Source organism: Ruegeria sp. C9 (genome assembly GCF_056537585.1).
Genome location: NZ_JBQFRU010000004.1, coordinates 1 through 24,435, shown reverse-complemented (window position 1 = coordinate 24,435; position 24,435 = coordinate 1). Strand labels below are relative to the sequence as shown.

The following is a 24,435-nucleotide window of genomic DNA, read 5'->3' as shown; positions in this document are numbered from 1 at the left end:
AAGCTTGTATGACGCCAGCAATGAAACCTGACTCACCGGGGCTACAGCCACTGATCCAGCTGGATCGGGTTGGCAAAAGCTTCGGCACGAACATTGTTTTGGATGGCGTCGACTTTGAATTGAGACCCGGCGAAGTTCACGCGCTATGCGGGGAAAACGGCGCCGGAAAATCCACCTGTCTCGGCCTGTTTTATGGACTTCACCAACCTTCTGCTGGGCGTATCCTGTGCGACGGCAAGGAACAGCGGGTCGAAAGCCCGTCGCATGCGCAATCCCTGGGCATCGGCTGTGTTTTCCAAGAGCTCAGCCTCGCTGGCGCGCTCTCTGTTGCAGAAAACATCTACGCGGGCCGCGTACCCACCCGGTTCGGCGTAGTTGACTGGCCCGAACTGCGCCGCCGAGCGGAGGCGTTGCTGGCGGAATTCGGTCTGGATATCGACGTCTCAACACCCGTGGAAAACTTGCCGATCAGCTCCCGCCAGATTGTTGAAATCGCCAAGGCTCTGTCGTTGAATTCCCGCGTCCTTTTGCTGGATGAACCGACATCGGCATTGGCACCCGACGAAGTAGACGCACTATTCGAAGTCCTAAAGTCCCTGACAAAGAAAGGGATTGGCATCGTCTATGTCAGCCACCATATGGCCGAGATTTTCCAGATCTCGGATCGCATTACCGTTTTGCGAGATGGGCGCCACATCAGCACTTTACCGGTTTCGGAAACTTCTCAGGAACAAGTCGTCGCCGAGATGATCGGCGGCGCTCACCCCGGTGATGTCACGCGGTCAGGTAAGGTTAACGGCGAAGAGGTTTTGCATGTCCAAGAATTAACCCATCCAGATGAATTCGAAGACATTTCTTTCTCCATTAAAACCGGAGAGATTGTAGGGATGGCAGGGTTGATGGGCGCTCGCCGCAGCGAGATTGTTCGATCGATTGTCGGGTTGATGCATGGCGCGACCGGGGAGATCAGACTGCACGGCAAGCCTGTTAACTTTGCGTCCTTGCGGCAGGCGATGCGTGCTGGGGTCGGGTTTGTTCCCGAGGAACGCAAGACTGAAGGCCTCTTTCTGGAACAATCACTCAGCGACAACCTGATCGCGGCCAGTCTTTCCGATCATGCGTCTGCTGGGTTCATGCGTTCGGGCTCGATCAAAGCAGCCAGCCAAACAGCCATTGACGCATTCAGTGTCAAAACCAGCGGGATTAACGAACTTGTTGGTGATCTCTCAGGGGGCAATCAGCAAAAGATTATGTTGGCCAAGTGGCTCAAACGCGCGCCAGCTCTTCTGATCATTGAGGAGCCCACAAAAGGGGTCGATGTCGGAGCCAAATTCCAAATCCACACGGAACTTTTGCGTCGAGCAGCCGAGGGAATGGCCATCCTCGTCGTGTCATCCGATTTTCCCGAACTGGTCTCTCTCTCGACCCGCATCCTTGTCGTCCACGACGGTCGCCTCATGGGAGACATCGCAGCCGCTGAGGCAACCGAAACCACGCTTCTTCAAATGGCCGCTGGAAATTCCGTTCCAATTGTGGACGCACCCCAAACCAATCAATCAGGAGTCGCGACGTGACCATGACCGCTCAAGCCAACTTGCCCATGAAGCGTCCGCTGCTGCGCCGTGTTCTACAAGCTTTTGTCGATATTCGTGAACTGACGCTGATCGTTCTGATCGCCGCCATCATCATCGTGATGTCCAACGTTAATCCCTATTTCCTCAGCTTCTCGAACTTTCGAGCCGTGGCCGTGGGCATGGCCCCCACCGCGATCATCGTGATCGGTATGGCGATCCTACTTGCATCCGGCGGGTTCGATCTTTCCGTTGGATCGGTTATGGCTTTGTCTTCTACCGTCGTAGCCATGCTGCTTTTGACTGGCATGCCAATTCCGCTCGCTGTGGTATGCGGATTTGTGTTGGGTGGAATTGTCGGGGTAGTGAACGGTTTGCTCGTGACCGGCCTCGGGATCAATCCGCTTATCGCGACCCTCGGCACGATGTCGATCGCGCGAGGCATCGCTCTTGTCCTGACCGAAGGTTTTTCTGTCTCAAGCCTGCCGGCATCATTTGCCTGGATCGGCAAAGCTGACATAGGCGGCTTTCCGGTAATCGTCTTGTTCACCATTCTGCTCGTCGTTCTGTTTGACCTGGCCGTCCGCCATACGCGCTTTTTCCGTCAGGTCTATTTCATCGGCGCCAATGAAAAGGCCGCGATGTTGTCAGGCATCCATGTCACACGCGTACGTATCATTCTGTACGCACTGACCGGTATTCTGGCTGCTTTGGCGGGTGTATTGCTGGCCTCCCGCCTGATGAGCGGCACGCCCACGGCAGGAAACGGTATCGAACTTCAGGTTCTGGCAGCGGCTGTCATCGGTGGCGCATCTCTACGCGGCGGCGAAGGTACTATTCTTGGTGCTTTCCTCGGCGTCGTTTTCGTTGCGTTGATCAACAACACTATGACGATGCTGGCTGTATCGATCTACTGGCAGATGATCGTCATCGGTGGTGTACTCGTTACAGCGGTCGCCTTGGACATGCTGATCCGAAGCAAACGGGGCTAATCCCGAAGCTTTCCAAAACTCAACAACAACCAAAGATCCAAAACAGGGAGACTACGATGACTGAATTGAACGTGAATCGGCGCAGGCTGCTGACAGCGGGCACCACCGCTGGATTGGCCGCAGCGTTCGGACTGCCCATGCTGTCCAAAGAAGCCATGGCGCAAGCGGCCGGCAAGGAGTATGTGTTCCTGTCCATCGTCACGCAGGTGCCGTTCTGGGTGGACTATCGAAATGCAATGGAAGACCTTGAGGAACTGATGGGCATCAAGGCCACATTCACGGGCCCCTTGGATTTCGACACGGCCGCACAAGCACGCCAATTGGATGAACTGATCGCAAGACGTCCCGCAGGCATCCTTATCTTCCCCGGTGATCCGGCCACTCTGGCCCCCGGCGTCGAACGTGCGGTCGAGGCGGGCATTCCGGTCACATGTTGTATTGGCGATATTCCCGACAGCCCCCGGTCCACATTCCTTGGTATCAATGGCGTTCAGGCAGGACGTGTCGGCGGCGAAATGCTCGCGCAAGCGATTGGCGGGAAAGGCAAGGTTATCCTCGGCACTTTCCCTGCCCCCTCCACATTGGAGCGGGTCGAGGGGTACAAACAAATCTTTGCTGAGAAATACCCGGATATCGAAGTGGTCGACGTCGTCAACGATAAGGCCGACCCTTCCTATGCGCCGACAGCCTACCTTCAGGCAATTCAGGCGAACCCGGATATTGTTGGAATTGGCGGCACGGACGGCGACAGCGGCAAAGGCGCTGCAATTGCCGTCAATGAGGCGGGACGCAAGGACATCAAGATCGTCGCGATGGACCGAAATGATGATATGCTTCCCTATATCGAAGACGGCACAATTCACGGCGCTGTGGCACAGAAATCCTATCTTGAGATCTTTCTAGCCTTCCACATGATGCATTGGCAGAACACAGACGCGCTGAAGGTCTTGCCCGATTGGAAGGCGGCTGGCATCAACCCTTTGCCGGAGCGCGTTGAGACCGGGGTTATGCCGATTACGGCCGAAAACGTCGTCCAGTTCAAACACACCTAAGCGATTGTCCCGGCGCATTCGATCGCGCCGGGAACCCGATAGGAGGGGGTACATGTCGGACAGATGGAGCGTTCTTCACCTGCAGCAAAACGATCTGCAACTGACACTCCTGCCCGGCATCGGGGGCCGCCTATGGGATATAAACTTCCAAGGTCGCTCCCTCCTATTTCAGAACGCAGATCTCGACGGTTTGGATGTCGATGACACACGGCTTACTGATCTGCCCACACGCTCTCCACAATTTGGTTTTCCGCTCTGGGGCGGAGAGAAGACGTGGATCGCCCCAGATGCATCCTGGGTAAACGGCGCTCCGTTTCCCGTGTTGGACAACGGCTCTTACCAGATCACTTCAAGAAGCAGCACTCGTATCGACATGACCAGCGCAGTATGCCCGACCTCGCACTTGTCAGTGTCGCGCCGCATCACGCTGACCTCGGCGGAAAGCTGGGAAATAGAACACATCGTGGTCAACCATGGGACCTCCTCTCGCCTCACCGGCATTTGGTCAGTCATGATGCTTAACACCACTGCCAAGATCGGTGTCGAGTTGGAAGACCCCGCGTTTTATCCTGTTTTTGGCTCTTCCGAAGGGATGATAGCTACGCACGGCAATAGCATTGTCGTGGATTGCAACAGACAGCAGGAATTCAAGGTCGGGCTACCGAACCCCAACGGTCGTACATTGATACGGTGCGGCGCTGATGCCCCGTTGCTAATGTGCTCGGTACCAGAACCTCAAAAGGGCGATCAATTTGCACACGACTATCCGTTTGAGGTCTTTAATTCAGCCGATTACGCCTATTGCGAAGCGGAGTGGCACTCCCCGGCACGCAAGCTTGCACCAAATGAAACGCTGAGTTTTCGGCAGACGTTCCGCGTCTTGACGGATGAAGATGCAACCCAAATGCCATTGGGGCTCACAAACAACAAGGAGTTCCTGTCATGCATGTCCTGATTACAGGCGCTGGTGGGCATCTCGGCCGCAAACTTTTTGACGCGCTAGAAAGCGACCCCGACTACACCGTTTCTGGCATCGACATTCGCCCCGTTGATCATCCCGACATTCACACCGCAGACCTGTCCGACCACAGCAGTTGGGTCAGTTTGCTAAAGGGAGTGGACGTTATCGTGCATCTAGCTGGTGACCGAGAGCCCTCCGCCACTTGGGCCTCCGCGATCAAACACAATATGGATGCAACGCTTTCTCTCTATCACCATGCGGCAGCCATGGGCGTCAGCCGCGTGGTTCTTGCCAGCTCCAACTGGGTTCACGGCGACAAAAGGTTCACGCATGAGGTGCTCAACAGCGCGACACCACCAGGGCCAGTAAACGCCTACGGCATGTCAAAGTTATTCTGTGAACGGACAGGGGCCTATTTCGCCGAGCATCACGGACTTTCGGTCATCTGCTTGCGCATCGGCTGGACGCAATGGACTCACGACAACCAACCCGGCACACACATGGCGATGGGCCGGTGGGGTCAGGAAATGTGGTTGAGTGATCGGGACTTTCTAGGCGGAATGCGCGCCGCAATAGATGCCAAGGATATTTCCTTCGCAGCCCTGAACCTAATGTCAGATAACCCAGGTATGCGCTGGGATATCACCGAAACGCGGCAAGCGATTGGCTACTCTCCAAAGAACGGAAGCCCCGCGAAAACAACAGTGGGCATTGTCTTAAGATCCACGCTGAAACGGCTGTTTACAGACCGACTCCCCAGCTACGTCACGACACGTTTTCCAGATTGGTAAAGTACAAGGTCCGGGCACTGTTATTGCGTTGTGCAATCATTTTCAGAAACCTCGCATCGAAGTAAGCGCTGAACAGGTCAGCGTTGTCCGCTTTGCATTCGACGGAGAGCGACAAAACGAGCGCCAGATATCGCAGCCGTTGGATGATTGATAGCACGGTAACGAACCGCGAACGTCGCTGTATGGGTATAATGAGAAGCGATCTCTGGTTGAGTGGTCAACTGCCCTGCGGACGAGACGAACCAGCACTTCAATCCGCTGGATAGCAGCCGTTGATACTGTGCACGGAAAAAGAAAACATCGCACTCGGCTGGGCCGCTATTGCACGCTCGTTCGAGAAGTAGCCCTATAAACTGCTTTTGCCTTCTTCTCGACATAAGCAAGATGACATTTCGAAAGTCCGCATTGGGCTCGAAGCGGGCATTCGAGCATTCTTCAAAGATGGCGACTTTGTCGCGTTAAGCAGCCACTGATAAACTTAATGGTCGTCGGCTGCAGTAATTTTGGTCGCCGTTGTTAATAGCCATGTTCTTTAAAGTTTGCTATGGCTGAAGACAGCAATCGGCGTGCTTCATAGAGTTCTCGCAGTGCGGACATTATTTTGGGGGGAAGCGCACCAATCTGCTCTGAATGCCGAATGGCGACTGCCAGTCTCGCTTCAGCATCTCGAGCGGCTTTCAGCGAGGCCATAACTGCCGCAAAGTCAGACATGGATTTTTCCGTTCCATTCGTTCGCCTGGTATTCAAGCTTGCGAGACAGAACACTCATCTGACACCATATCCAAATTCGGTTAGTCATGCTTGTCAGTCTCACGCAAGCGGCCCCATTTCGGCACTAGAGTTTTGTTCACAGCCTGTGGTCCGCTGCGGGTTCGTTGCAGCTTCTCAACCTGAGCACGAAGCACAGAAAGTTCCTCTATGCTTTTCAACTGCACGTGTCGTCCCAGAGCTTCCTGCAACCATTTGGAATCCTGCAAGCTGATTTCACCTCGAGAAACGGCCATGGCGATGCGTTCTGAACTAACGACGATGTCTTCGATGGTTGCAAAGCTGATGTCTTCAGTCAGTTGCACATAGTCGGATCGTCCTGGCGGTCGAACCCTGTCGATGAGCCATTGCGCGATGGTGGGATTACCATCTTCCAGTTCGTCGGAAATAACTTCGGTGGCGCGTCCAAGCATTTGTTCAAGACGTTCGCCTGCCAATTTAGATGCCCGCGCCTGAATGCCCTTCGACCCTCGTGGTCGACCGGGCGACTTTGGCGGTTTGTGCCCTGGCAGGAACTTCCCGTCTGGACCGCGTTTGGGCTTTGGCTCGTCGTGAGTCATTGAACCGTGATTACCGTCATTTTTACGTCAATAATACTGACATAATAACTTAACTTTGCGTTATTGTCATCTGTCTCGGGATTTTACCCGTAGGTAACGGAGTTCTGGAGCGAGGCGTGCCGCTGCTTCGAGCGAGAAATCAAATCGGCTGTTACATTCCCGCAAAGAAATCGTGACGTGAGGACTCCTCCAAGACCATCTGGTATCAGATGCGCAACGCTCAATTCCTTAGTTGCAAGACATGCAATACACCTTGGATGCTCCCACTCAAGTCTCAATTCTTGTTTCTCAAATTTGGACGTGCGCAGTTCGATTTGCATCGTAACTCTCGCTTCCTCAACGAGATAACGAATTCGGAAGCAAGTCAGATCACCAACAGCGGCTATGAGGAACCTTGAATACCATTCATACGCGGAATATGTGGGGGTCTATATGGGGCTCTGGCCCCGGTCGCTTATGAAAGCCCCTTAGTTTTAAGGCATTTCATGCTGGATTTTGGTAGCGGAGGAGGGACTTGAACCCCCGACACGCGGATTATGATTCCGCTGCTCTAACCAACTGAGCTACTCCGCCACGAGTGAGAGGCGATTTAAGCGAGGGGCCGGGGAGGGTCAAGAGGGAAAAGCGTGCCTGCCGAGATTCTTTATTGCGTTATTCAATGCGCGTCCTGCTCTGCCAGCCGGGTGCGGGAATTCTCGGCGATCTGGCGGATGAAACGCGCGCAGACTTCGGGTTCTGTGATGAGTATCATGTGACCCCGGTGTTCCATGACCTCAAAGGTCAGGCCGAATTTCGTCATTGTGGCACCGTGTAGCTCGGCGGACAGGATCGGGTCCTCTGTCCCGAACAGAATGCCTCCGGGCACGCGCAGATCGTTATAGCGTGAAGTCAGGGCACCCATGCTGGCCTCTACCCCAACAACATCCTGTGAGGCGGTGATAAAGGCCGAGGGGCGAAGACCAAGGGCACCCCCAGCACGGTTCAGGAAGTCTGAGGGCGCGGGCTCGGGTGCGAAGACGTCTTTCAGCACGAGGGGTGCGGTTTTTCGGGCCATCGGGACGGCGATTGTATTGCCAATAAGGTTGCGCAGCCACTCGGTACGGATTTCAAGTGGTTTGAAAACGGCGGGCGGTTCCGGCATTTGTTGCGTCAAGGGGGCCAGAAGCGCCAACGCCGCCGTGTTGTCGGGATAATCCAGTGCCATCGCAAGAGACACGGCGCCACCTAGAGAATGACCGACCAGTGTGGCTTGATCGACGTTCTTTATTTCCAGAAACTCGTGGATCATGCGGGCTTGTTCGGGCAATTCCGCCAACTGGGCAGCATCGCGCGTGGAATAGCCACAGCCCGGACGGTCAACCGCGAGAACGTGATAATCCTGAGCAAGATCATCCACCAATGCATACGTAAAATGCTGCAATTGGCCTGATAGGCCATGGATCATGACAATTGTCGGGTTGGAAGGGTCGCCTTTTTCGACATAGTGAATGCTGCCACCGTGAACGGGCACGATCCGCCCCAGTTGCGGCACCATTTCGGTGCCCTGCCGCGTTAGGCGACGAGTCCAGATGTGCATCCCCAGCAAAAGGGACATCAGCAACAAGACAATCGTTAGCAAAATCGACATCACGGATCTCCGGTAGGTTTGCTCAGGCGATGGTATTGCCCGGGGCCCGATTGCACCATGCGTTTTCTGAACGGCTGAATTGGCAGGCAGATAACCGCAACCTAATTATTGGTGTGTAAATTGGTATGACTTGGTCAGAAAAGCTCCCAGCACCCGGTATGTGCGCCGCACTGATAATATGGTTGAACAGACCGCTCAGCGTTCAACCACTTCCGCTCAACACATCGGCTGACGGTCGTGGCAGCAAATCAAGCAGCCCGAACACGCTATCGCGACAAGCAGGGCCAGCCCAATCAACAGGATAAAAAGCCAAAGGTAAGTCCGGCTGGCGTAGCACGACGCGCCGCCACCGATGCACCAGCAGGGTGCGCAGTGTTGCGCTCTGCAAGGGGGTTGGCGCCCAGCCTTCGGGACGGGACTTCGCGGCGCGTTCGACCGCGCCCAGAAGAGCCTTGCAAGAGGCGCGCAATTCGGGTGGACACAACCGATCCTGCACCCATTTGGGAGCTGCGTGCGGAGAGATGTCCAAGGCCAGCAAACCGTCCGACTGATCGGACACAGGCCCCGCACCCATCGCTACGTTGCGCCCAATAGGGATATAGTCGTCGCTGAGCATCACGTCTTCAAGCACTTGTGTGCCCGATCCATCCTCGGCGATCAGAAGATGCCAATTTTCAATGGGCGAAGGACCGCGCGCATATATGCGCGGCGTGACGGCGGCGGATTGCGTCCGGCCGAATTCCGAGAGGACATGGCGCGAAACGCGTCCAATCCGGTCACTTTCAATCCAGCCGTCCTTGCGCAGCCGGTGCAGAGCGACGCGGATCGCTTCGGGTTTGATGCCCATCGGCTCAATTATCCGGGTCAGAACACCGCCCGAGATTTGCGCGCCGGGCTCTTGTGCCATGTCACCAAACAGCGAGACGATAATCGACCAGACCCGCTGGTCTTGCGGGTCCGCCAGTTCGGCCACAGCCGTTTCGAACCACGAGGTCTTTTCGGTCATGGACCCAGTTTAACCCATTAGGCCCAATAAGAAAAACAGGTAGTACAGCGGGTCAGCGGGCGTTCATGGTCAGAAGCTCGTATTCTGCGACCGGTTCGTCATCTTGATTGGTCAGGGACACGTGCCAGCGAACCTCGCCATAATCGTCATTGCGTGGGGTTTTCTGCTTTACCGTCAGGCGCACCTTGATGCTGTCGCCAGCAACAACGGGCTTCATGAACCGCAGCCCGTCCAGCCCGGTATTGGCCAGCACCGGCCCCTCGTTCGGCTCGACAAACAGGCCCGCCGCAAAGCTGAGCAACAAATAACCATGCGCCACACGACCGGGGAAGAACGGGTTCCGCGCCGCCGCGTCCTCGTCCATATGCGCATAAAAGGTATCGCCGGTGAAATTGGCGAAGTGTTCGATATCCTCCAGCGTGATGGTTCGCGAGGCTGTGTGCAGCGTCTCTCCGACCTGCAACTCACCAAATTTACGGGTGAACGGATGTGCCGGACCTTGGATTTCGGGCGCTCCTGGCACCCATTTGGTGCTGATACCACTAAGCATGCGCGGGGAGCCCTGAATGGCCGTGCGCTGCATATAGTGTTTCACTCCGCGCACGCCGCCCATTTCCTCACCGCCGCCCGCACGGCCCGGCCCACCATGCACCATATGGGGCAGCGGAGATCCGTGGCCGGTCGATTCAGCCATCGAGTCGCGGTCGTTGATGTAAATCCGCCCGTTATAGGCTGCGGTCCCCATCACTACGTTGTGCGCGACGTTTGTGTCGTGAGTGATCAGCGACGTGACCAGAGATCCCTGCCCGCGATTGGCAAGTGCCACCGCATGATCCAGATCGCGGTAGCCCATGAGGGTCGAAACTGGGCCGAAGGCCTCGGTATCGTGCACGCGCTGCGCTTTGTCGGGGTTAGCACAGTAAAACAGCATCGGGGGAACGAATGCGCCGGTTTCAGGGCCGTGCAGGTCGAACGCGTCGGGGTTGCCATAAACCCGTTCAGCCTCTTGCCCGATCAGAGCTGCCTTTTCCAGAACGTCGGCTTTCTGCCCGTTCGACACCAGCGCGCCCATGCGAGTGGTGTCGGAACGGGGGTCGCCGATGGTGATCCTTGCCAATCGGTCAGACAGCGCGGCAATTATGGCGTCGACCTGCGGCTGGGGCGCGATGATGCGTCGGATGGCAGTGCATTTCTGGCCCGCCTTTGTGGTCATCTCGCGCGAGACTTCCTTGACGAACAGGTCAAATTCGGGCGTGCCGGGCGTGGCATCGGGCCCGAGGATGGAAGCGTTCAAGCTGTCCTGCTCGGCCACAAACCGGACCGAGTTCTGCAAGATCGCAGGCGTCTGCCGCAGCTTCAACGCGGTGTTCGCCGAGCCTGTGAAGCTGACCACATCCTGACAATCCAAGTGATCGAGCATGTCGCCCAACCCGCCCGAGACCAGCTGTAGCGCACCGGCAGGCAGGATGCCGCTATCCAGCATGATCCGCACTGCCAGTTCGGTGACGTAGCAACTGTTGGTAGCCGGCTTGACGATTGCAGGCACGCCAGCCAGCAGCGTCGGGGCCAGCTTTTCCAGCATCCCCCAGACCGGGAAGTTGAAGGCGTTGATATGAACCGCGACCCCTTGCAAGGGCGTGCAGATATGCTGCCCCAAAAAGGTGCCATTGCGTGACAACTGCTCGATTTCGCCGTCCAGATAAACCTGCGCATCCGGCATCTCGCGCCGGCCTTTTGAGGCAAAGACAAACATCGTGCCGATGCCACCATCGATATCGATCAGGTGGTCCTTCTGCGTGGCTCCGGTTTCGAAACTCAGGTCGTAAAGGGTTTGTTTATGCGCCGAAAGCTCTTGCGCCAGCGCCTTGAGCATCCGGGCACGATCGTGGAACGTTAACTTGCGCAGCGCGGGGCCACCGGTATTGCGCGCATAGTCAAGCATCGCCTGTACGTCGAGCGCGGCATTGCCAGCGCTGGCAAATGGTGCGCCGGTGATGGCGGATGCGATGGTGCGTGCGCCTTCTCCAGGCGCGACCCAAGTACCAGCGGCGAAGCTGGAAATCTGATGCAGGGACATGGTGTTCTCCTGTTTGATGCGGTGGGACTAGTGTCCCAAAGCGCCCATTTGCTGCGGCAGATACAGCACCACGATGGGCACCAGCACGATCAGCGCGAGGCGGAAGATATCGGCGATCCAGAACGGAGTGACGCCACGAAATATGGTGCCGGTCGAGACGTCACCCACCACGCCTTTCAGAATGAAGACGTTCAGGCCTACGGGTGGAGTGATCAGCGAGATTTCGGTGACAACCACGACGACGATGCCAAACCAGATTGGGTCATAGCCCAGAGACGTGACCAACGGGAAGAAGATCGGAACCGTCAGCAACAGCATCGAGAGAGATTCGAAGACGCAACCCAGAATGATGTAGATACCAAGGATCATCAGGATCACGACAAACGGAGCCACATCATAGGCGGTCACCATCGCGATCAGGGCTTCGGGCAAACCGGCCAGATTGATGAAATTTGAGAATATCTGCGCACCAATCAACACCGCGAACAAGGCAGACGCGGTAAAGCAGGTCTCTTTCAGCACCTCGAATGTCGAGCCAACCGTGAGACCCCCACGAAAGAGTGCAATCAGAAAGGCCCCAGCGGCCCCCATACCTGCGGCCTCGGTGGGTGAGAATGTCAGGTTTAGGGGCTCAAAATCGAAGGCTCCATAAAGCCCGCCAATCACTAGGAAGAACAACAACAGCACCGCCCAAACCGAACCCAGCGCACGGATGCGTTCGGACCATGTGGCACGCTCTCCGGCTGGGCCGGCCTCGGGGTTGCGCCAGACGGTCCAGCGCACGGCGAAGAGGTAGAACAGAATGCCGAGGATGCCAGGGATGATGCCCGCCATGAACAGTTTCCCGATCGAGGTCTCGGTCAGCAACCCGTAGATGACCAGAATGACCGATGGTGGGATCAGAATGCCCAATGTACCACCGGCGGCAATCGAGGCGGTCGAGAGTTCATCGGAATAGCCGTAACGCCGCATCTGCGGCATCGCGACCTTTGACATCGTGGCGGCGGTCGCCAGCGACGATCCGCAGATAGCCGAAAATCCGCCACAGGCCGCAACCGTTGCCATGGCAATACCACCGCGCATGTGGCCAAGAAAGGCGTTGGACACCGCATAAAGCTCGCGCGCCATGCCGCCCTTATTCACGAACAGGCCCATCAGGATGAACAGCGGCACAACCGACAGACCATAGTCCTGCGCAGTGTCGGTGATCTGTCGGCCCACCATGGACATGGCAGCCTTCATCCCGCGCTCATCAAAGATTGAGCCGCCACGCTCATAGGCAAAGCCCAATGTGCCGACCAGACCCATGGCAAAGACGATAGGAAGGCGCACCAGCACCAAGATCAATACAATCGCAAATCCGATTAGCGCTGCGGTCATTACATAGGCTCCGACAGTGTATTTGGGGCGAAGGCCTTTAGCAGCCCAGTGGCGATCATCACCAGTGCAGTGATGGCAACAGACAGGGTAATGAACCAGCCGATCAGGTAGGTGGGGATTGAAAGATATTCGGTTACATCCCCATAATCCCGCGCTCGCTCGGCCAGGACCCAAACGCGCTGGACCGGCCAGAACAGCATGATGCCGCTGACCACATAGATCACAACGTCCCGCGCACGCGACAGATGCAGACGGTGGAAGAACCCGTCTGTCAGATCGACCGCGATATGGCCATTGGTGGTGGAGACGATCGGGAGGACAGAAAACACCAGAATTGCCATCAGAATGCGCGTCAGCTCGGTGGCGGCCTCAATGGGCGCATTGAAGACCGAACGCAGGATCACGTCGCAAAAGGTCATTACCATCAGGATAAACAGTGCAATGCAGGCCACGATCACGGGAAGGGCGCTGGCACGGCGCACAAGCTGAATAATAGGGGTCATGGGAAACTCGCGCAGGGTAAGTCAGGGCGGCGCAAGAGCCGCCCTGCAGTCGGATCAGTTCGAGGACATTTCCGATTTGATCATGTCATATGCGGCCTGTGCGTCGACTCCTGTTGCGTCAACCTCGGCGATGACCTTACCGCGGATGTCTTCGGCGATGGCCGAGAACTTCTCCATATCCGCATCTGTGGCAGCGTTGATGGCATTGCCTTCTGCCGCCTCGGTTGCCTCACGTCCAGTGGCGTCGATCTCATCCCAGATTTTACCGATCTCACGGCTCAGCGGTTCACCGAATACGTTTTCTTCCAGCGCCGTCTGCAGCTCGGGTGGCAGATCTGCGAAGGTGTCTTCGTTCATGATGAATGCAAACGAACCACGATAGAGGCCACCGGGCATCTCATAGACGTTCTGCGCAACCTCGGTCAGCTTGAAACCCTTGCGCGATTCCAGTGGCATGACCACGCCGTCGGCGGCTTTCGATGCCAGTGTTTCATAGACTTTCGGAGCGGGCACCTGAATGCCGGTCGCGCCAAGCGCCGCACCAACGTCTCCGCCAACGCCACCCGGGATACGTACTTTCAGGCCCGAAACCTCATCCAGAGTGGTTACTGGCGCGCTGGAATGCAGCTGCGCGGGTCCATGCGTGTGCAAGGCGATGACTTTGACACCACGATGCTCGTCAGCAGCTTTCAAGTACTTGTCGTAGGCGCGCCAGTAAGCAACCGAAGCGTCCTCGGCCGAGCCTTCATAACCAGGCAGTTCGATCAGCTTGGTGGTGACGAAGCGTCCCGGTTGATAGCCGTGAAAGATAATCGAGGCATCGGCCGCGCCATCCATAATCAGGTCCATCTGCGCAGGCGGTGGAGCGATACCCAGCTTAAGCTCTGCGGTGACCTGCCCATCAGTCGCCTCCTCTACCATTTCGACGAATTTGGGCCACATCTTTGCGTTGATGCCGTGGGTGGGTGGGGCCCAGCTGGAAATTGTCAGGGTGTAGTCAGCCGCAAAAGCGATGGTGCCGGACACCGCCAAGGTTGCAGACGCCAACAATGTGGTGAGCTTGGTGAATTTCATGACCGGGTCTCCTCCTCAAAATCGCAAGTCGTGAATGTGTTAATGGTACGTTTTGTAACTATCAACGACGAGAAATGCTGTTCCGCCCGCTGGCCAAAGTGCATTTCCGATCGCCGAGTCACAAACGGCTATAGAATTTATTGACCAACCGTTCGGTTTATGCAAGAAGTTTGTTGTAACTTATGAAAAGCGAACCGGGCATGTCCGACACGATTATTTCGCAGAATATGGGTCAATGGGTTGAAATTACACTCAATCGCCCTGATCGCCTGAACAGTTTCACGGATGAGATGCACTATGCCCTGCGCGCTGCACTTGAGGCCGCGCGTGACGGTGGTGCACGAGCGGTGCTGTTAACCGGCGCGGGGCGCGGGTTCTGCGCAGGGCAGGATTTGGGCGATCGAAACCCTGCCACGATGGAGGGTCCGCCGGATTTGGGCTATACGGTTCGCACCTTCTACGCGCCTTTGGTCCGCCTGATCAGGTCCTTGGAATTACCTGTTGTCTGCGCCGTCAATGGCGTTGCCGCCGGGGCGGGTGCGAATCTAGCCCTGGCTTGTGATGTGGTACTTGCCGCTGACTCCGCCAAGTTTATCCAATCATTTTCCAAAGTGGGCCTGATACCTGATACCGGCGGCAGTTGGCATCTGCCACGTTTGCTGGGTGAAGCCCGAGCCAAAGGGCTGGCCCTGACTGGGCAACCCCTGCCAGCAAAGCAGGCTGCGGATTGGGGGCTGATCTGGAAAGCAATTCCAGACGCTGAACTATTGACCGAGGCGCGCGCACTAACGGAACAGTTCGCCAATGGTCCGACGCTGGGACTTGGCATGACGAAACAGACGATACAGGCGGCTGCCACGAATACCCTGACCGATCATCTCGAGATTGAGGCGGACGCAATGAAAACCTGCGGCGAAAGCGTCGACTATGCCGAGGGCGTTACTGCGTTTCTGGAAAAGCGCGCGCCAGTATTTCGGGGAGAATGAGATGACGCCGAAGGAACGCGCACAGAAAGCCGCTGCTGCCATGTGGGGGCGGGACAATGCCTCGAAATGGGCAGGCATGGAACTGGTGGAGATGGATGAAGGCGCTGCGACGCTGGCGTTGCAGGTGGCTGACCATCACTGCAACGGGCACGGGATCTGCCATGGCGGCGTGACATTCATGTTGGCCGACAGCGCCTTTGCCTTTGCCTGCAATAGTCGCAACCAGTCCACAGTCGCCCAGCACAATGTGATCAGCTACGTCGCGCCCGCGCGATCCGGTGATCTGCTGACGGCCCGCGCAACGGAACTGAGCCTGACAGGGCGCAGCGGCATCTATGACGTATCCATAACCAACCAAGCCGGACAAAAGATCGCAGAATTTCGGGGCTTTTCCCGCGCGGTCAAAGGCCCGGTGTTTGACGAGACCTGAGATGAGGGGGATGGCATGAAGGATCTTACTCCGAACAAGGCGGATCTTGATCCGATCGAGATCGCCTCGATTGATGAAATCCGCAACCTACAGTTGGATCGGCTGAAATGGTCGCTGCGCCATGCTTATGACAACGTGCCTATGTACCGGCAGCGGTTTGATGAGGTCGGTGTGCATCCTGACGACCTTCAGTCCCTCAGTGATCTGGCACGGTTTCCGTTTACCTACAAAAACGATCTGAGGGAAAACTATCCCTTTGGTCTGTTTGCAGTCCCGCGTGAGCAGATCATTCGTGTTCATGCCTCGTCGGGAACCACGGGTAAGCCAACCGTCGTGGGGTATACGCAAGGCGACATAGACAACTGGGCGGATCTGGTGGCGCGGTCATTGCGTGCCAGCGGTTTGCGCCGGGGCGACATGGTGCACAACGCCTATGGCTATGGCCTGTTCACCGGCGGTCTGGGCGCGCATTATGGAATCGAACGTCTGGGGGCCACGGTCGTCCCGATGAGCGGTGGGCAGACCGGCAAGCAGGTCGACCTGATCACTGACTTCAAACCAGACGGGATTATGGTAACACCATCATATATGCTGAACATTCTTGAGCAGTATCACAAGATTGGACTCGATCCGCGCGAAAGTTCCTTGGCTGTCGGCGTCTTTGGCGCTGAACCATGGACGGATTCGATGCGCTCCGAGGTTGAACAAGCATTCGATATGCATGCCGTCGATATCTACGGCCTGTCCGAGATCATGGGACCGGGCGTCGCCAATGAGTGCGTCGAAACCAAAGACGGGCCCGTGATCTGGGAAGACCACTTCTACCCCGAAATCATCGACCCGCAGACCGGCGAGGTCATGCCTGATGGTGAGATTGGTGAACTGGTCTTTACCACGCTGACCAAAGAAGGTCTTCCGATGATCCGCTATCGCACCCGTGACCTGACGCGGCTTTTGCCCGGCACGGCGCGGTCGATGCGTCGGATGGAAAAGATCACGGGCCGCTCGGATGACATGATCATTCTGCGAGGTGTCAACGTCTTCCCCAGTCAGATCGAGGAGCAGGTTCTGGCAACCGGCGGTCTGGCGCCCTACTACCAGATCGAACTTTATAAAGCTGGCCGGATGGACGCGATGCGCGTGCATGTCGAAGCAACGCCAGATGCAGCCGATGAGCTGAGCAAAACCGCCGCTGCTCGGATGCTATCTCGCCGGATTAAAGAGGTGGTTGGCATCTCGACCGAGATCGATATAGGCGAGCCGGGCGAGGTCGAACGCTCACAGGGCAAGGCCCGGCGTGTGATTGACAATCGGGACAGTTAAGCGACAGACGGAGGGTCAGGATTTGGCGCGCACGATAGCAAAAGACCACGACCATAAACGAACTCGCATCCTAAAATGCGCCGCCCGCGTCTTCGCGCAGGAAGGATTTGATCGGGCGTCAATGTCTCAGCTGGCGCGGGAGTGCGGGATATCCAAGGCCAATATCTATCACTACTACGACAGCAAGGACGCCATTCTGTTCGATATTCTCGACAGTTACCTGCTGCAATTGCGTGACCAGGTTTGCGGCTTGGACCTTGATGGGATGGAACCCGCGGATCGCTTGAAACGGGTGGTGCGGGAAATCCTACTGGCCTATCAAGGCGTGGATGATGAGCATCGCGTGCAAACCAGCGGCATGTCCGCATTGCCCGAAGAGCAGCAGAATCTGCTGCGTAGCTATCAGCGGGATCTGGTGGTGTTCGTCAGTGACATCATCGCCAGCATCTCGCCTGCAACTTTCAAGGATGATGCGGCCAAGCTTCGGGCCACGACCATGTCCGTTTTCGGAATGTTGAACTGGTTCTACATGTGGAATGCCGGGGCGGATGCCGACGCGCGCAGCGATTACGCCGCGTTGGTAAGCAATCTGACATTATCAGGTGTTGATGGCCTTTGAACCCTTGTTGGCACAGAGTTGATTTGGCTCTGCGGTCAGGATGAGGTTCAATATGGGCGGAGGTCACCCATGCAACGCCCTGATCGTTTCGATAAATTCTATTTCGCCAAAGTAGGTCTGGGCGAAGCCTGTGGCTGCGCCGAGCGGGTGATTGACGTTTTTGAGTTCAATCGGAAATGTGGTGCTAAAGCCCAGCAGTCATTGAAGAAAGATCGGCGAAAGCGTCGCACGCTTCGCGGATTGGCCGTGAAGTATGGGTTGCTGAGCCGTAAACGCCAACTTTGAAAGCTAGGGTACTTTAAGTCCCAGCTTTTCGATCTGTTCGGTCGCTTTTACTGTCCACTGATCTTTCATCTCAATCCCGTTTAATTGCCGCAGCCCCAGCTTGCGGAGCGTTTCGGTTTTCTCGGCTGTGCCCGCCCCAAAACTTGCCGCGACCCGGGGCCACCAATAGTCGACCGACGCTTGCATTTCTGCAGCCTTCCCCTGTTCGATCAGCTTGCCCGCACCCTCTAGCGCAAGCTCCCCATGGCGCGCCTCGATCGGGGAAATCTCGCGGAAGGCCTCGGCCAGAGGCTGATAGGATATCTGCGAAAACTGAGCCAGTTGGACGTCAACCGCCAGGCTCATCAGCAGGTTCATAACCACGGCATCTTCCCATCCTTCGATCGGATAGTTGAATACAGCAAGGCGCATGTCGTGTTCGGACCGCGTAGCCCCGATATCCGCATCACGATCCAGACGTGTGGTCCAGGGATGGTGATTTGCATAGCGGTCAGTGTTGGCTCCGAACTCGCCCATGATTTTCAGGACACGATCCGCGTTGTCGGTCTTTTCCAGCACAATCTTGGCCGCCGCGATGCGTTCCTTGATGCCCGGGCCCAGATTTATGATGTCGGCAAAGCCCGCTGCGCCGGCCAGTTCGCTGTCCACGAAGGTCGCCATCAGTTTCATGAGCTCTGCACGATAGCGCGGAGGCACGTTGGTTGGATTACTCAGGACACCACCCGCTGCCAAATAGCTCTCGATTGTCATGTCTTCAGCCATCATTCCCTCCGTCTACTGATCGTAGTCCACGACAACGGTGTCGGTCATCGGATAGGCCTGACAGCTCAGGACGTATCCTTTCTCGACTTCGTAGTCTTCCAATGCGTGATTGGCGACCATCTCGACCTCGCCCTCAAGCACCCGGCAGCGGCAGGTTGAACAGACCCCGGCCTTACAGGCGTAAGGCGCGTCCATCGCATTCTCCAACGCGGCATCGAGAATCGATTGATCCTTCGGCATGGTGATCGTTTGCGTTGCCCCGTCCATGGTGATTGATGTTTTGGTCTGGTTGTCCTGAGACGCCGTGTCCGCCCCGCTCACTTTGCGCTTGACCCGACCGGGTTGAGCGCTGGCGAAGAGTTCAAACTTGATCTGCCCGTCGTTCAGCCCATGCGCCCGCAGGGCTGAGGCAATGCCCAGCATCATCGGCTCGGGGCCGCAGATAAAAGCCGTGTCGACGTTCTGAATATCGATCCAGTGTTCAAAAAGTTCGGCACATTTGTCTTGCGTGACCAGACCTGTAAAAAGCTCGATTTCCTGCGCGTCTGTTTCCAGAATATGGATCACGTTCAGACGCCCCATATAGAGGTTCTTGAGGTCCTCAAGCTCCTCTCGGAACATGATCGTGTTCACGCCCTTGTTGGCATAAACCAATGTGAACCGCGAATGTGGTTCTCGGGCGAGCGTCGTCTTCAGGATCGAGAGAACCGGCGTGATGCCCGACCCACCCGCAAAGCCCAGATAATGTTTTTCGGCGGAGGGATCGATTGCGGTGTAAAAGCTGCCCATCGGCGGCATCGCCTGCACCGTATCGCCCACCTTTAGATCGGAGTTGGCCCAGGTCGAGAATGCGCCGCCATCCACGCGCTTGATCCCCACCTGCAGAATGCCCTCATCCTTGCCCGCGCAGATCGAATAGGACCGGCGCAGTTCTTCCCCGTCGAAATCGCGGCGGAAGGTCAGGTACTGGCCTTGGGTAAAGTCGAATTCTTCGGCTGAACCGTTTACAGGTTTCAACGTCACGACCACCGCATCGCGGATGGTTTTGTGAACATCGGTAACTTCCAGATCATGAAAGCGTGCCATCCGGTGATCCTCCCTCAGATGCACTTGAAATAGTCAAAAGGTTCCAGGCAGTCGGTGCAGCGCCAATGGGCCTTGCAAGGGGTCGAGCCAAACTGGCTGACCTTTTCAACCGCCTTGCTACCGCAATGTGGGCAGCGTTCAGGTCCACCTGCAGGCTGCGGCGGGGCGATGCCGTAATCCTCGAGCCGAGCACGGCCCTTGTCGCTGAGCCAATCGGTGGTCCAAGCCGGTGCGATACTTGTCTCGATCCGCAGATCGTCGATTCCATGATCACGCAGCGCAGTTTCGATATCCATGCTGATGACCGAGGTCGCCGGGCAGCCCGAATAGGTCGGCGTGACGGTAACCGTCAGAGTGTCTTCATCCCATCGCACATCGCGTACAATGCCCAGATCGACGACCGAGATCACCGGAATCTCAGGGTCTGGTACAGCGTCCAGCCATTCCCAAACCTGATCCGTTGAAGCCCGCATTGATCCTTACCACTTCGCGCCGGGATAGGCGCGCTGCAGCCACTGCATCTGTGTCAGAAGATGTCCTAGATGCTCGGTATGCATGCGACCATCGCGCCCGCCCTTATGGGCAAAGCGGCTTTCGGGAATGGTTAGTGTCGCCTCGGACAGCACACGCTCGATCAGAGCGTCATATTCTGCGCGCAGATCTGCCGGGTTCGGGGCAATCCTCGCCGCAACCATTTCTGCATCAACATCGTCACTGGCAAACATCTCGCCGACATATGGCCAGAGATAGTCCAGCGCCTCTTGCATGCGGGCATGACTTTCCTCGGTCCCGTCGCCGAGGCCCACAACCGTGTCGCCCGAGCGTTCGAGGTGGTAGGTGACCTCTTTGCTGGCCTTGGCGGCAATCGCAGCGACCCGGTCGTCAGAGGATGTCATCAGACGCCCCAGCATGATCGAATGCCACGCATCGAACAGGAACTGACGCATCAGCGTGCGGCCGAAGTCGCCGTTCGGCACTTCGACCAGCAGCGCATTGCGGAAATCCCAGGCATCTCGCAGAAAGGCCAGATCATCGGCGGATTTTCCGCCGTCGATCTCACCCGCAAGACCTAGCCACATCTGAGTCTGACCGATCAGGTCCAGCGCGGTATTGGCCAGCGCGATGTCTTCCTCCAGCACAGGCGCATGACCGCACCATTCGCTGACGCGATGGCCGAGGATCAGGGTATTGTCCCCCATCCGAAGCAGAAACTGCAGCAAAGCGTCATTGGAAACCGGAACACTCATTACATCGCCCCCACTTCTTCGGGAATATCGAAGAAGGTTGGATGGCGGTACACTTTGCTTTCGCTGGGCTCGTACAGCGGACCTTTGTCGCTGGGCGATGAGGCCGAGATGTTGTTGGCCTCAACCACCCAGATCGAAACGCCTTCGTTGCGGCGCGTGTAGACATCGCGCGCGTTCTTGATCGCCATTTCCGCGTCCGGGGCGTGTAACGACCCAACATGGCGGTGGCTAATGCCATGTTGTCCGCGGATGAAGATTTCCCACAGGGGCCATTCGTTGTTCATTTGGTATCCTCCTCAGGGCAGTCTTATTCTGCAGCCAGATTTGCGGCGCGTTTCTTGCGGGCATGAGCCAGCAGCCCGTCGCGAACCCATTTACCGTCGTCCCACGCCTTGTTACGCGCGGCCAGCCGGTCGACATTGCAGGGGCCGTTGCCCTTGATCACATCGAAAAACTCGGACCAGTCCGGGTCGGTGTAATCATAATGGCCCCGTTCTTCGTTCCATTTCAGGTCCGGGTCAGGGATGCTCAGACCCAGATATTCGGCCTGAGGCACGGTCTGATCCACGAATTTCTGGCGCAGCTCGTCATTGGTGTTGATCTTGATCTTCCACGCCATGGATTGGGCCGAATGCACGCTTTCCTTGTCCGACGGCCCGAACATCATCAGCGACGGGTACCACAGTCGATTTATTGCATCCTGCGCCATCTTACGCTGTTCTGGCGTACCCTCTGCCATCTTGCGGATCGCATCATAGCCCTGGCGCTGGTGAAAGCTTTCTTCCTTGCAGATGCGGATCATCGCGCGCGAATACGGCCCGAAAGACGTCCGCTGCAGCGGAACCTGGTTCATGATCGCAGCGCCATCGACCAGCCATCCGACCGCGCCGATATCAGCCCAGTTCAGGGTCGGATAGTTAAAGATCGACGAGTATTTCATGCGCCCGTCCAGCAGCATCTCGGTGATCTCATCCCGGCTGACACCCAGCGTTTCTGCCGCGCAATAGAGATACAGCCCATGCCCGGCCTCATCCTGCACCTTGGCCAGCAGGATCGCCTTGCGCTCCAGCGTTGGCGCTCGGGTGATCCAGTTTCCTTCGGGCAGCTGGCCTACGATTTCAGAATGTGCGTGCTGGCCAATTTGACGGATCAGTGTCGCGCGATAGTCGTCGGGCATCCAATCCTTGGGCTCGATCTTGATATCGGCGTCGATCTTGTCCTGAAACGCGCGCTCCTGCTCGGTCATCTCCTCGCGGGATTTCACGCCTGTTCCGGCTGTTTTGATCATCTGAGCGTACATGTGAGGTCTCCTCCCTTACACACGTTCAAGAATAAGTGCGGCACCCTGCCCTACCCCGACACACATGGTACAGAGCGCGTAGCGGCCTCCGGTGCGGCGCAGTTGATAGGCAGCAGTCATCACTAGCCGCGCACCGCTCATTCCAAGCGGGTGGCCAATGGCGATTGCCCCGCCATTTGGGTTCACATGCGGCGCATCATCAGGCACCCCGAGTTCGCGCAGCGTGGCTAGGCCCTGCGAGGCAAACGCCTCGTTCAATTCTATCACATCCATCTGATCGATGCTGAGCCCAGCCCGTGCAAGCACCTTACGGCTGGCTGGAACCGGGCCGATGCCCATCACGCGCGGCTCCACTCCAGCAACGGACATGCCAACCACACGGGCAATCGGGGTCAGGTCGTTCTTTGCCGCAGCAGTTTCATTTGCCATCAGGATCGCCGCCGCGCCGTCGTTAACACCCGAGGCGTTTCCAGCGGTCACAGTCTTGTCCAGACCGTTGATGCCCTTTAGGCCAGACAGTTTCTCTGCTGTAGTCCCCGGTCGCGGATGCTCGTCCGTATCGACCACCACCGGGTCACCTTTGCGCTGGGGGATTGTGACCGGGGTGATCTCCTCCTGAAACACCCCGGTCTGGTGCGCCGCGGCCCAGCGGGCCTGGCTGCGTTCGGCAAACGCGTCCTGATCGGAGCGACTGATACCATAAGCTTCCGCTACGTTATCCGCTGTTTCGGGCATCGAGTCGATACCAAATTCCTTTTCCATTTTCGGGTTCACAAAGCGCCAGCCGATCGTGGTGTCGTAAACGGCATTGGCACGAGTAAAGGCGGATGTTGCCTTGGGCATCACAAATGGCGCACGCGACATGCTTTCGACCCCACCCGCGATCGCCATGTCATAATCCCCAGCCTTGATGGCGCGCGCAGCCATGCCCACCGCATCCATGCCAGACGCGCAGAGCCGATTGATTGTCGTTCCCGGTACATCCACAGGCAGCCCTGCCAGCAACGCCGCCATCCGCGCCACATTGCGGTTGCTTTCACCGGCTTGGTTCGCATCGCCATAAATCACGTCGTCCAGACTGGACCAATCCACCTGTGGGTTACGCGCTACAAGCGAAGCGATTGGCAGGGCGGCAAGATCATCTGTGCGCACCTGGCTTAGTCCACCACCATATCGTCCGATCGGGGTGCGCTGGGCGTCGCAGATAAAGGCGTCCATAGGTCGATTACTCCGAATTTGAATTCACATCATTAAGTGACCGATAGGTCGGTTAATAAGCCTCTCATCGATTCGCAGCAAGCATTATGTTACTTCAACTACGTTTTCTTGATTTTTCCGTAACGCATTGACTCGCTGCGAGTAACTTGGTCGTGTGAAGTGTAGTCTCTGCCGGCTTACCACCTGCGCCAATACCGTCTCAGACCTTTGATAAGGGTTCCTTCAACACAAAATTTGACAAATCGAAAGCGTACTTAGACCGCTTCGAATAGGCAGTTTGAAAGGTTGCCATTCTCAGACTGGAGTTCCAGTAAACGTCAGTATCTGCAGCGGACATCGCACCGGATTGGCTGGTTTTGACCTATAGCGTTTAATGAATGACACTTAACCGCTTTCGTCCCAACAGCTGCCTCCAGTCATCGCCAATCATCAAGTTAACTTTGAAAAGAAGCGTTGAATGATCTATCCACAAAAGCCGAGGTGATGGCGATCATCCGCAGACTTCTGTCGGAGACCCAGTAGGTCCCCGAAGAACGGAAGTATGCGATTAAACTTGTTGGGGAACTTGCGGATTTGCTTACTTTGGGGGCGTCCCAGAATGAACAAAACCGCCCTAGGGCGGTGCGTAAACATCTGATGTTGCACGGTGTTTTTGTTTGCGGGAGTAGGAATTGAACCTCTGAGTTTCAGGTTATGAGCCTGACGAGCTGAAGACGTTAAGCAATTGATCCGGTGGACTGTTTGTAGTCTGCACGGGCTGCTCTGGGATTTTCTAGAGTTGGTTGCGGGAGCAGGATTTGAACCTGCGACCTTCAGG

General features: G+C 56.7%; 25 protein-coding genes and 1 tRNA gene. 10 read left to right on the top strand and 16 right to left on the bottom strand.

Annotated elements, in window-relative coordinates:
* Positions 1 to 20: 20 nt before the first annotated feature.
* The 5 genes from ACR0NE_RS11275 to ACR0NE_RS11255 are packed head-to-tail and all read left to right on the top strand — an operon-like array spanning position 21 to position 5,367.
* Positions 21 to 1,574 (top strand): sugar ABC transporter ATP-binding protein, encoded by a 1,554-nt coding sequence (locus tag ACR0NE_RS11275; RefSeq protein WP_480459660.1) that lies wholly within the window; start codon positions 21 to 23, stop codon positions 1,572 to 1,574.
* Positions 1,575 to 1,576: 2 nt separating this feature from the next.
* Positions 1,577 to 2,563, top strand: a complete 987-nt coding sequence (locus ACR0NE_RS11270; protein ID WP_480459716.1) for an ABC transporter permease — start codon at positions 1,577 to 1,579, stop codon at positions 2,561 to 2,563.
* 56 nt (positions 2,564 to 2,619) lie between these two features.
* Positions 2,620 to 3,615: a substrate-binding domain-containing protein gene (locus ACR0NE_RS11265; protein ID WP_010437236.1), complete on the top strand. Its 996-nt coding sequence runs from the start codon at positions 2,620 to 2,622 to the stop codon at positions 3,613 to 3,615.
* A 52-nt stretch (positions 3,616 to 3,667) separates the two neighbouring features.
* On the top strand, positions 3,668 to 4,570 hold the full coding sequence (locus ACR0NE_RS11260; protein ID WP_170596878.1) for a hypothetical protein: 903 nt from the start codon (positions 3,668 to 3,670) through the stop codon (positions 4,568 to 4,570).
* The gene (locus ACR0NE_RS11255; protein WP_170596877.1) at positions 4,558 to 5,367 is read left to right on the top strand and encodes an NAD-dependent epimerase/dehydratase family protein; all 810 of its coding nucleotides are present in this window, start codon (positions 4,558 to 4,560) and stop codon (positions 5,365 to 5,367) included. The genes ACR0NE_RS11260 and ACR0NE_RS11255 overlap by 13 nt, the downstream gene beginning before the upstream one ends.
* A gap of 516 nt (positions 5,368 to 5,883) precedes the next feature.
* Here ACR0NE_RS11255 and ACR0NE_RS11250 read toward each other — a convergent pair.
* The 9 genes from ACR0NE_RS11250 to ACR0NE_RS11210 all read right to left on the bottom strand — a co-directional run bounded on the left by ACR0NE_RS11250 (position 5,884) and on the right by ACR0NE_RS11210 (position 14,362).
* On the bottom strand, positions 5,884 to 6,078 hold the full coding sequence (locus tag ACR0NE_RS11250; RefSeq protein WP_170596876.1) for a hypothetical protein: 195 nt from the start codon (positions 6,076 to 6,078) through the stop codon (positions 5,884 to 5,886).
* Between the two features lie 80 nt (positions 6,079 to 6,158).
* Positions 6,159 to 6,572, bottom strand: a complete 414-nt coding sequence (locus tag ACR0NE_RS11245; protein WP_170596875.1) for a hypothetical protein — start codon at positions 6,570 to 6,572, stop codon at positions 6,159 to 6,161.
* 619 nt (positions 6,573 to 7,191) lie between these two features.
* Positions 7,192 to 7,268, bottom strand: a tRNA-Met gene (locus ACR0NE_RS11240).
* A gap of 82 nt (positions 7,269 to 7,350) precedes the next feature.
* On the bottom strand, positions 7,351 to 8,322 hold the full coding sequence (locus ACR0NE_RS11235; RefSeq protein ID WP_170596874.1) for an alpha/beta fold hydrolase: 972 nt from the start codon (positions 8,320 to 8,322) through the stop codon (positions 7,351 to 7,353).
* Positions 8,323 to 8,524: 202 nt separating this feature from the next.
* A complete protein-coding gene (locus tag ACR0NE_RS11230) occupies positions 8,525 to 9,328 on the bottom strand; it encodes a PaaX family transcriptional regulator C-terminal domain-containing protein (RefSeq protein ID WP_170511240.1) in 804 nt (267 codons plus the stop codon).
* Between the two features lie 52 nt (positions 9,329 to 9,380).
* Positions 9,381 to 11,405, bottom strand: a complete 2,025-nt coding sequence (gene paaZ / locus ACR0NE_RS11225; RefSeq protein ID WP_170511532.1) for a phenylacetic acid degradation bifunctional protein PaaZ — start codon at positions 11,403 to 11,405, stop codon at positions 9,381 to 9,383.
* Positions 11,406 to 11,432: 27 nt separating this feature from the next.
* Positions 11,433 to 12,785, bottom strand: a complete 1,353-nt coding sequence (locus tag ACR0NE_RS11220) for a TRAP transporter large permease (RefSeq protein ID WP_170397698.1) — start codon at positions 12,783 to 12,785, stop codon at positions 11,433 to 11,435.
* Complete coding sequence (locus tag ACR0NE_RS11215; protein ID WP_170397701.1) at positions 12,785 to 13,288, bottom strand: TRAP transporter small permease; 504 nt, start codon at positions 13,286 to 13,288, stop codon at positions 12,785 to 12,787. The genes ACR0NE_RS11220 and ACR0NE_RS11215 overlap by 1 nt, the downstream gene beginning before the upstream one ends.
* Before the next feature lie 54 nt (positions 13,289 to 13,342).
* Positions 13,343 to 14,362: a TRAP transporter substrate-binding protein gene (locus tag ACR0NE_RS11210; RefSeq protein WP_170397704.1), complete on the bottom strand. Its 1,020-nt coding sequence runs from the start codon at positions 14,360 to 14,362 to the stop codon at positions 13,343 to 13,345.
* Positions 14,363 to 14,562: 200 nt separating this feature from the next.
* Here ACR0NE_RS11210 and paaG point away from each other — a divergent pair, with 200 nt between their 5' ends.
* The 5 genes from paaG to ACR0NE_RS11185 all read left to right on the top strand — a co-directional run bounded on the left by paaG (position 14,563) and on the right by ACR0NE_RS11185 (position 18,005).
* On the top strand, positions 14,563 to 15,348 hold the full coding sequence (gene paaG / locus ACR0NE_RS11205; RefSeq protein ID WP_170597112.1) for a 2-(1,2-epoxy-1,2-dihydrophenyl)acetyl-CoA isomerase PaaG: 786 nt from the start codon (positions 14,563 to 14,565) through the stop codon (positions 15,346 to 15,348).
* Position 15,349: 1 nt separating this feature from the next.
* A complete protein-coding gene (paaI, locus tag ACR0NE_RS11200) occupies positions 15,350 to 15,778 on the top strand; it encodes a hydroxyphenylacetyl-CoA thioesterase PaaI (protein ID WP_170397710.1) in 429 nt (142 codons plus the stop codon).
* Positions 15,779 to 15,793: 15 nt separating this feature from the next.
* Complete coding sequence (gene paaK / locus ACR0NE_RS11195) at positions 15,794 to 17,101, top strand: phenylacetate--CoA ligase PaaK (RefSeq protein WP_170596873.1); 1,308 nt, start codon at positions 15,794 to 15,796, stop codon at positions 17,099 to 17,101.
* Between the two features lie 22 nt (positions 17,102 to 17,123).
* Entirely contained in the window at positions 17,124 to 17,720 is a 597-nt protein-coding gene (locus tag ACR0NE_RS11190; RefSeq protein WP_170596872.1) for a TetR/AcrR family transcriptional regulator, read from the top strand.
* A 69-nt stretch (positions 17,721 to 17,789) separates the two neighbouring features.
* Positions 17,790 to 18,005 (top strand): hypothetical protein, encoded by a 216-nt coding sequence (locus tag ACR0NE_RS11185; protein WP_170596871.1) that lies wholly within the window; start codon positions 17,790 to 17,792, stop codon positions 18,003 to 18,005.
* A gap of 3 nt (positions 18,006 to 18,008) precedes the next feature.
* Here the strand turns inward: ACR0NE_RS11185 and ACR0NE_RS11180 are convergent, their stop codons facing one another.
* The 7 genes from ACR0NE_RS11180 to pcaF are packed head-to-tail and all read right to left on the bottom strand — an operon-like array spanning position 18,009 to position 23,618.
* A complete protein-coding gene (locus tag ACR0NE_RS11180) occupies positions 18,009 to 18,767 on the bottom strand; it encodes a Phenylacetic acid catabolic protein (RefSeq protein ID WP_170596870.1) in 759 nt (252 codons plus the stop codon).
* Positions 18,768 to 18,779: 12 nt separating this feature from the next.
* Complete coding sequence (locus tag ACR0NE_RS11175) at positions 18,780 to 19,853, bottom strand: 2Fe-2S iron-sulfur cluster-binding protein (RefSeq protein WP_170596869.1); 1,074 nt, start codon at positions 19,851 to 19,853, stop codon at positions 18,780 to 18,782.
* Positions 19,854 to 19,867: 14 nt separating this feature from the next.
* Positions 19,868 to 20,326 carry a 1,2-phenylacetyl-CoA epoxidase subunit PaaD gene (gene paaD, locus ACR0NE_RS11170; protein ID WP_170404686.1) on the bottom strand — a complete coding sequence of 153 codons (459 nt, stop codon included), beginning with the start codon at positions 20,324 to 20,326 and terminating at the stop codon, positions 19,868 to 19,870.
* 6 nt (positions 20,327 to 20,332) lie between these two features.
* Complete coding sequence (gene paaC / locus ACR0NE_RS11165; RefSeq protein WP_170596868.1) at positions 20,333 to 21,100, bottom strand: 1,2-phenylacetyl-CoA epoxidase subunit PaaC; 768 nt, start codon at positions 21,098 to 21,100, stop codon at positions 20,333 to 20,335.
* Complete coding sequence (gene paaB, locus ACR0NE_RS11160; protein ID WP_170596867.1) at positions 21,100 to 21,384, bottom strand: 1,2-phenylacetyl-CoA epoxidase subunit PaaB; 285 nt, start codon at positions 21,382 to 21,384, stop codon at positions 21,100 to 21,102. The genes paaC and paaB overlap by 1 nt, the downstream gene beginning before the upstream one ends.
* A gap of 23 nt (positions 21,385 to 21,407) precedes the next feature.
* On the bottom strand, positions 21,408 to 22,400 hold the full coding sequence (gene paaA, locus ACR0NE_RS11155; protein ID WP_170404695.1) for a 1,2-phenylacetyl-CoA epoxidase subunit PaaA: 993 nt from the start codon (positions 22,398 to 22,400) through the stop codon (positions 21,408 to 21,410).
* A gap of 15 nt (positions 22,401 to 22,415) precedes the next feature.
* Positions 22,416 to 23,618: a 3-oxoadipyl-CoA thiolase gene (gene pcaF, locus ACR0NE_RS11150; protein WP_170596866.1), complete on the bottom strand. Its 1,203-nt coding sequence runs from the start codon at positions 23,616 to 23,618 to the stop codon at positions 22,416 to 22,418.
* Positions 23,619 to 24,435: the final 817 nt, after the last annotated feature.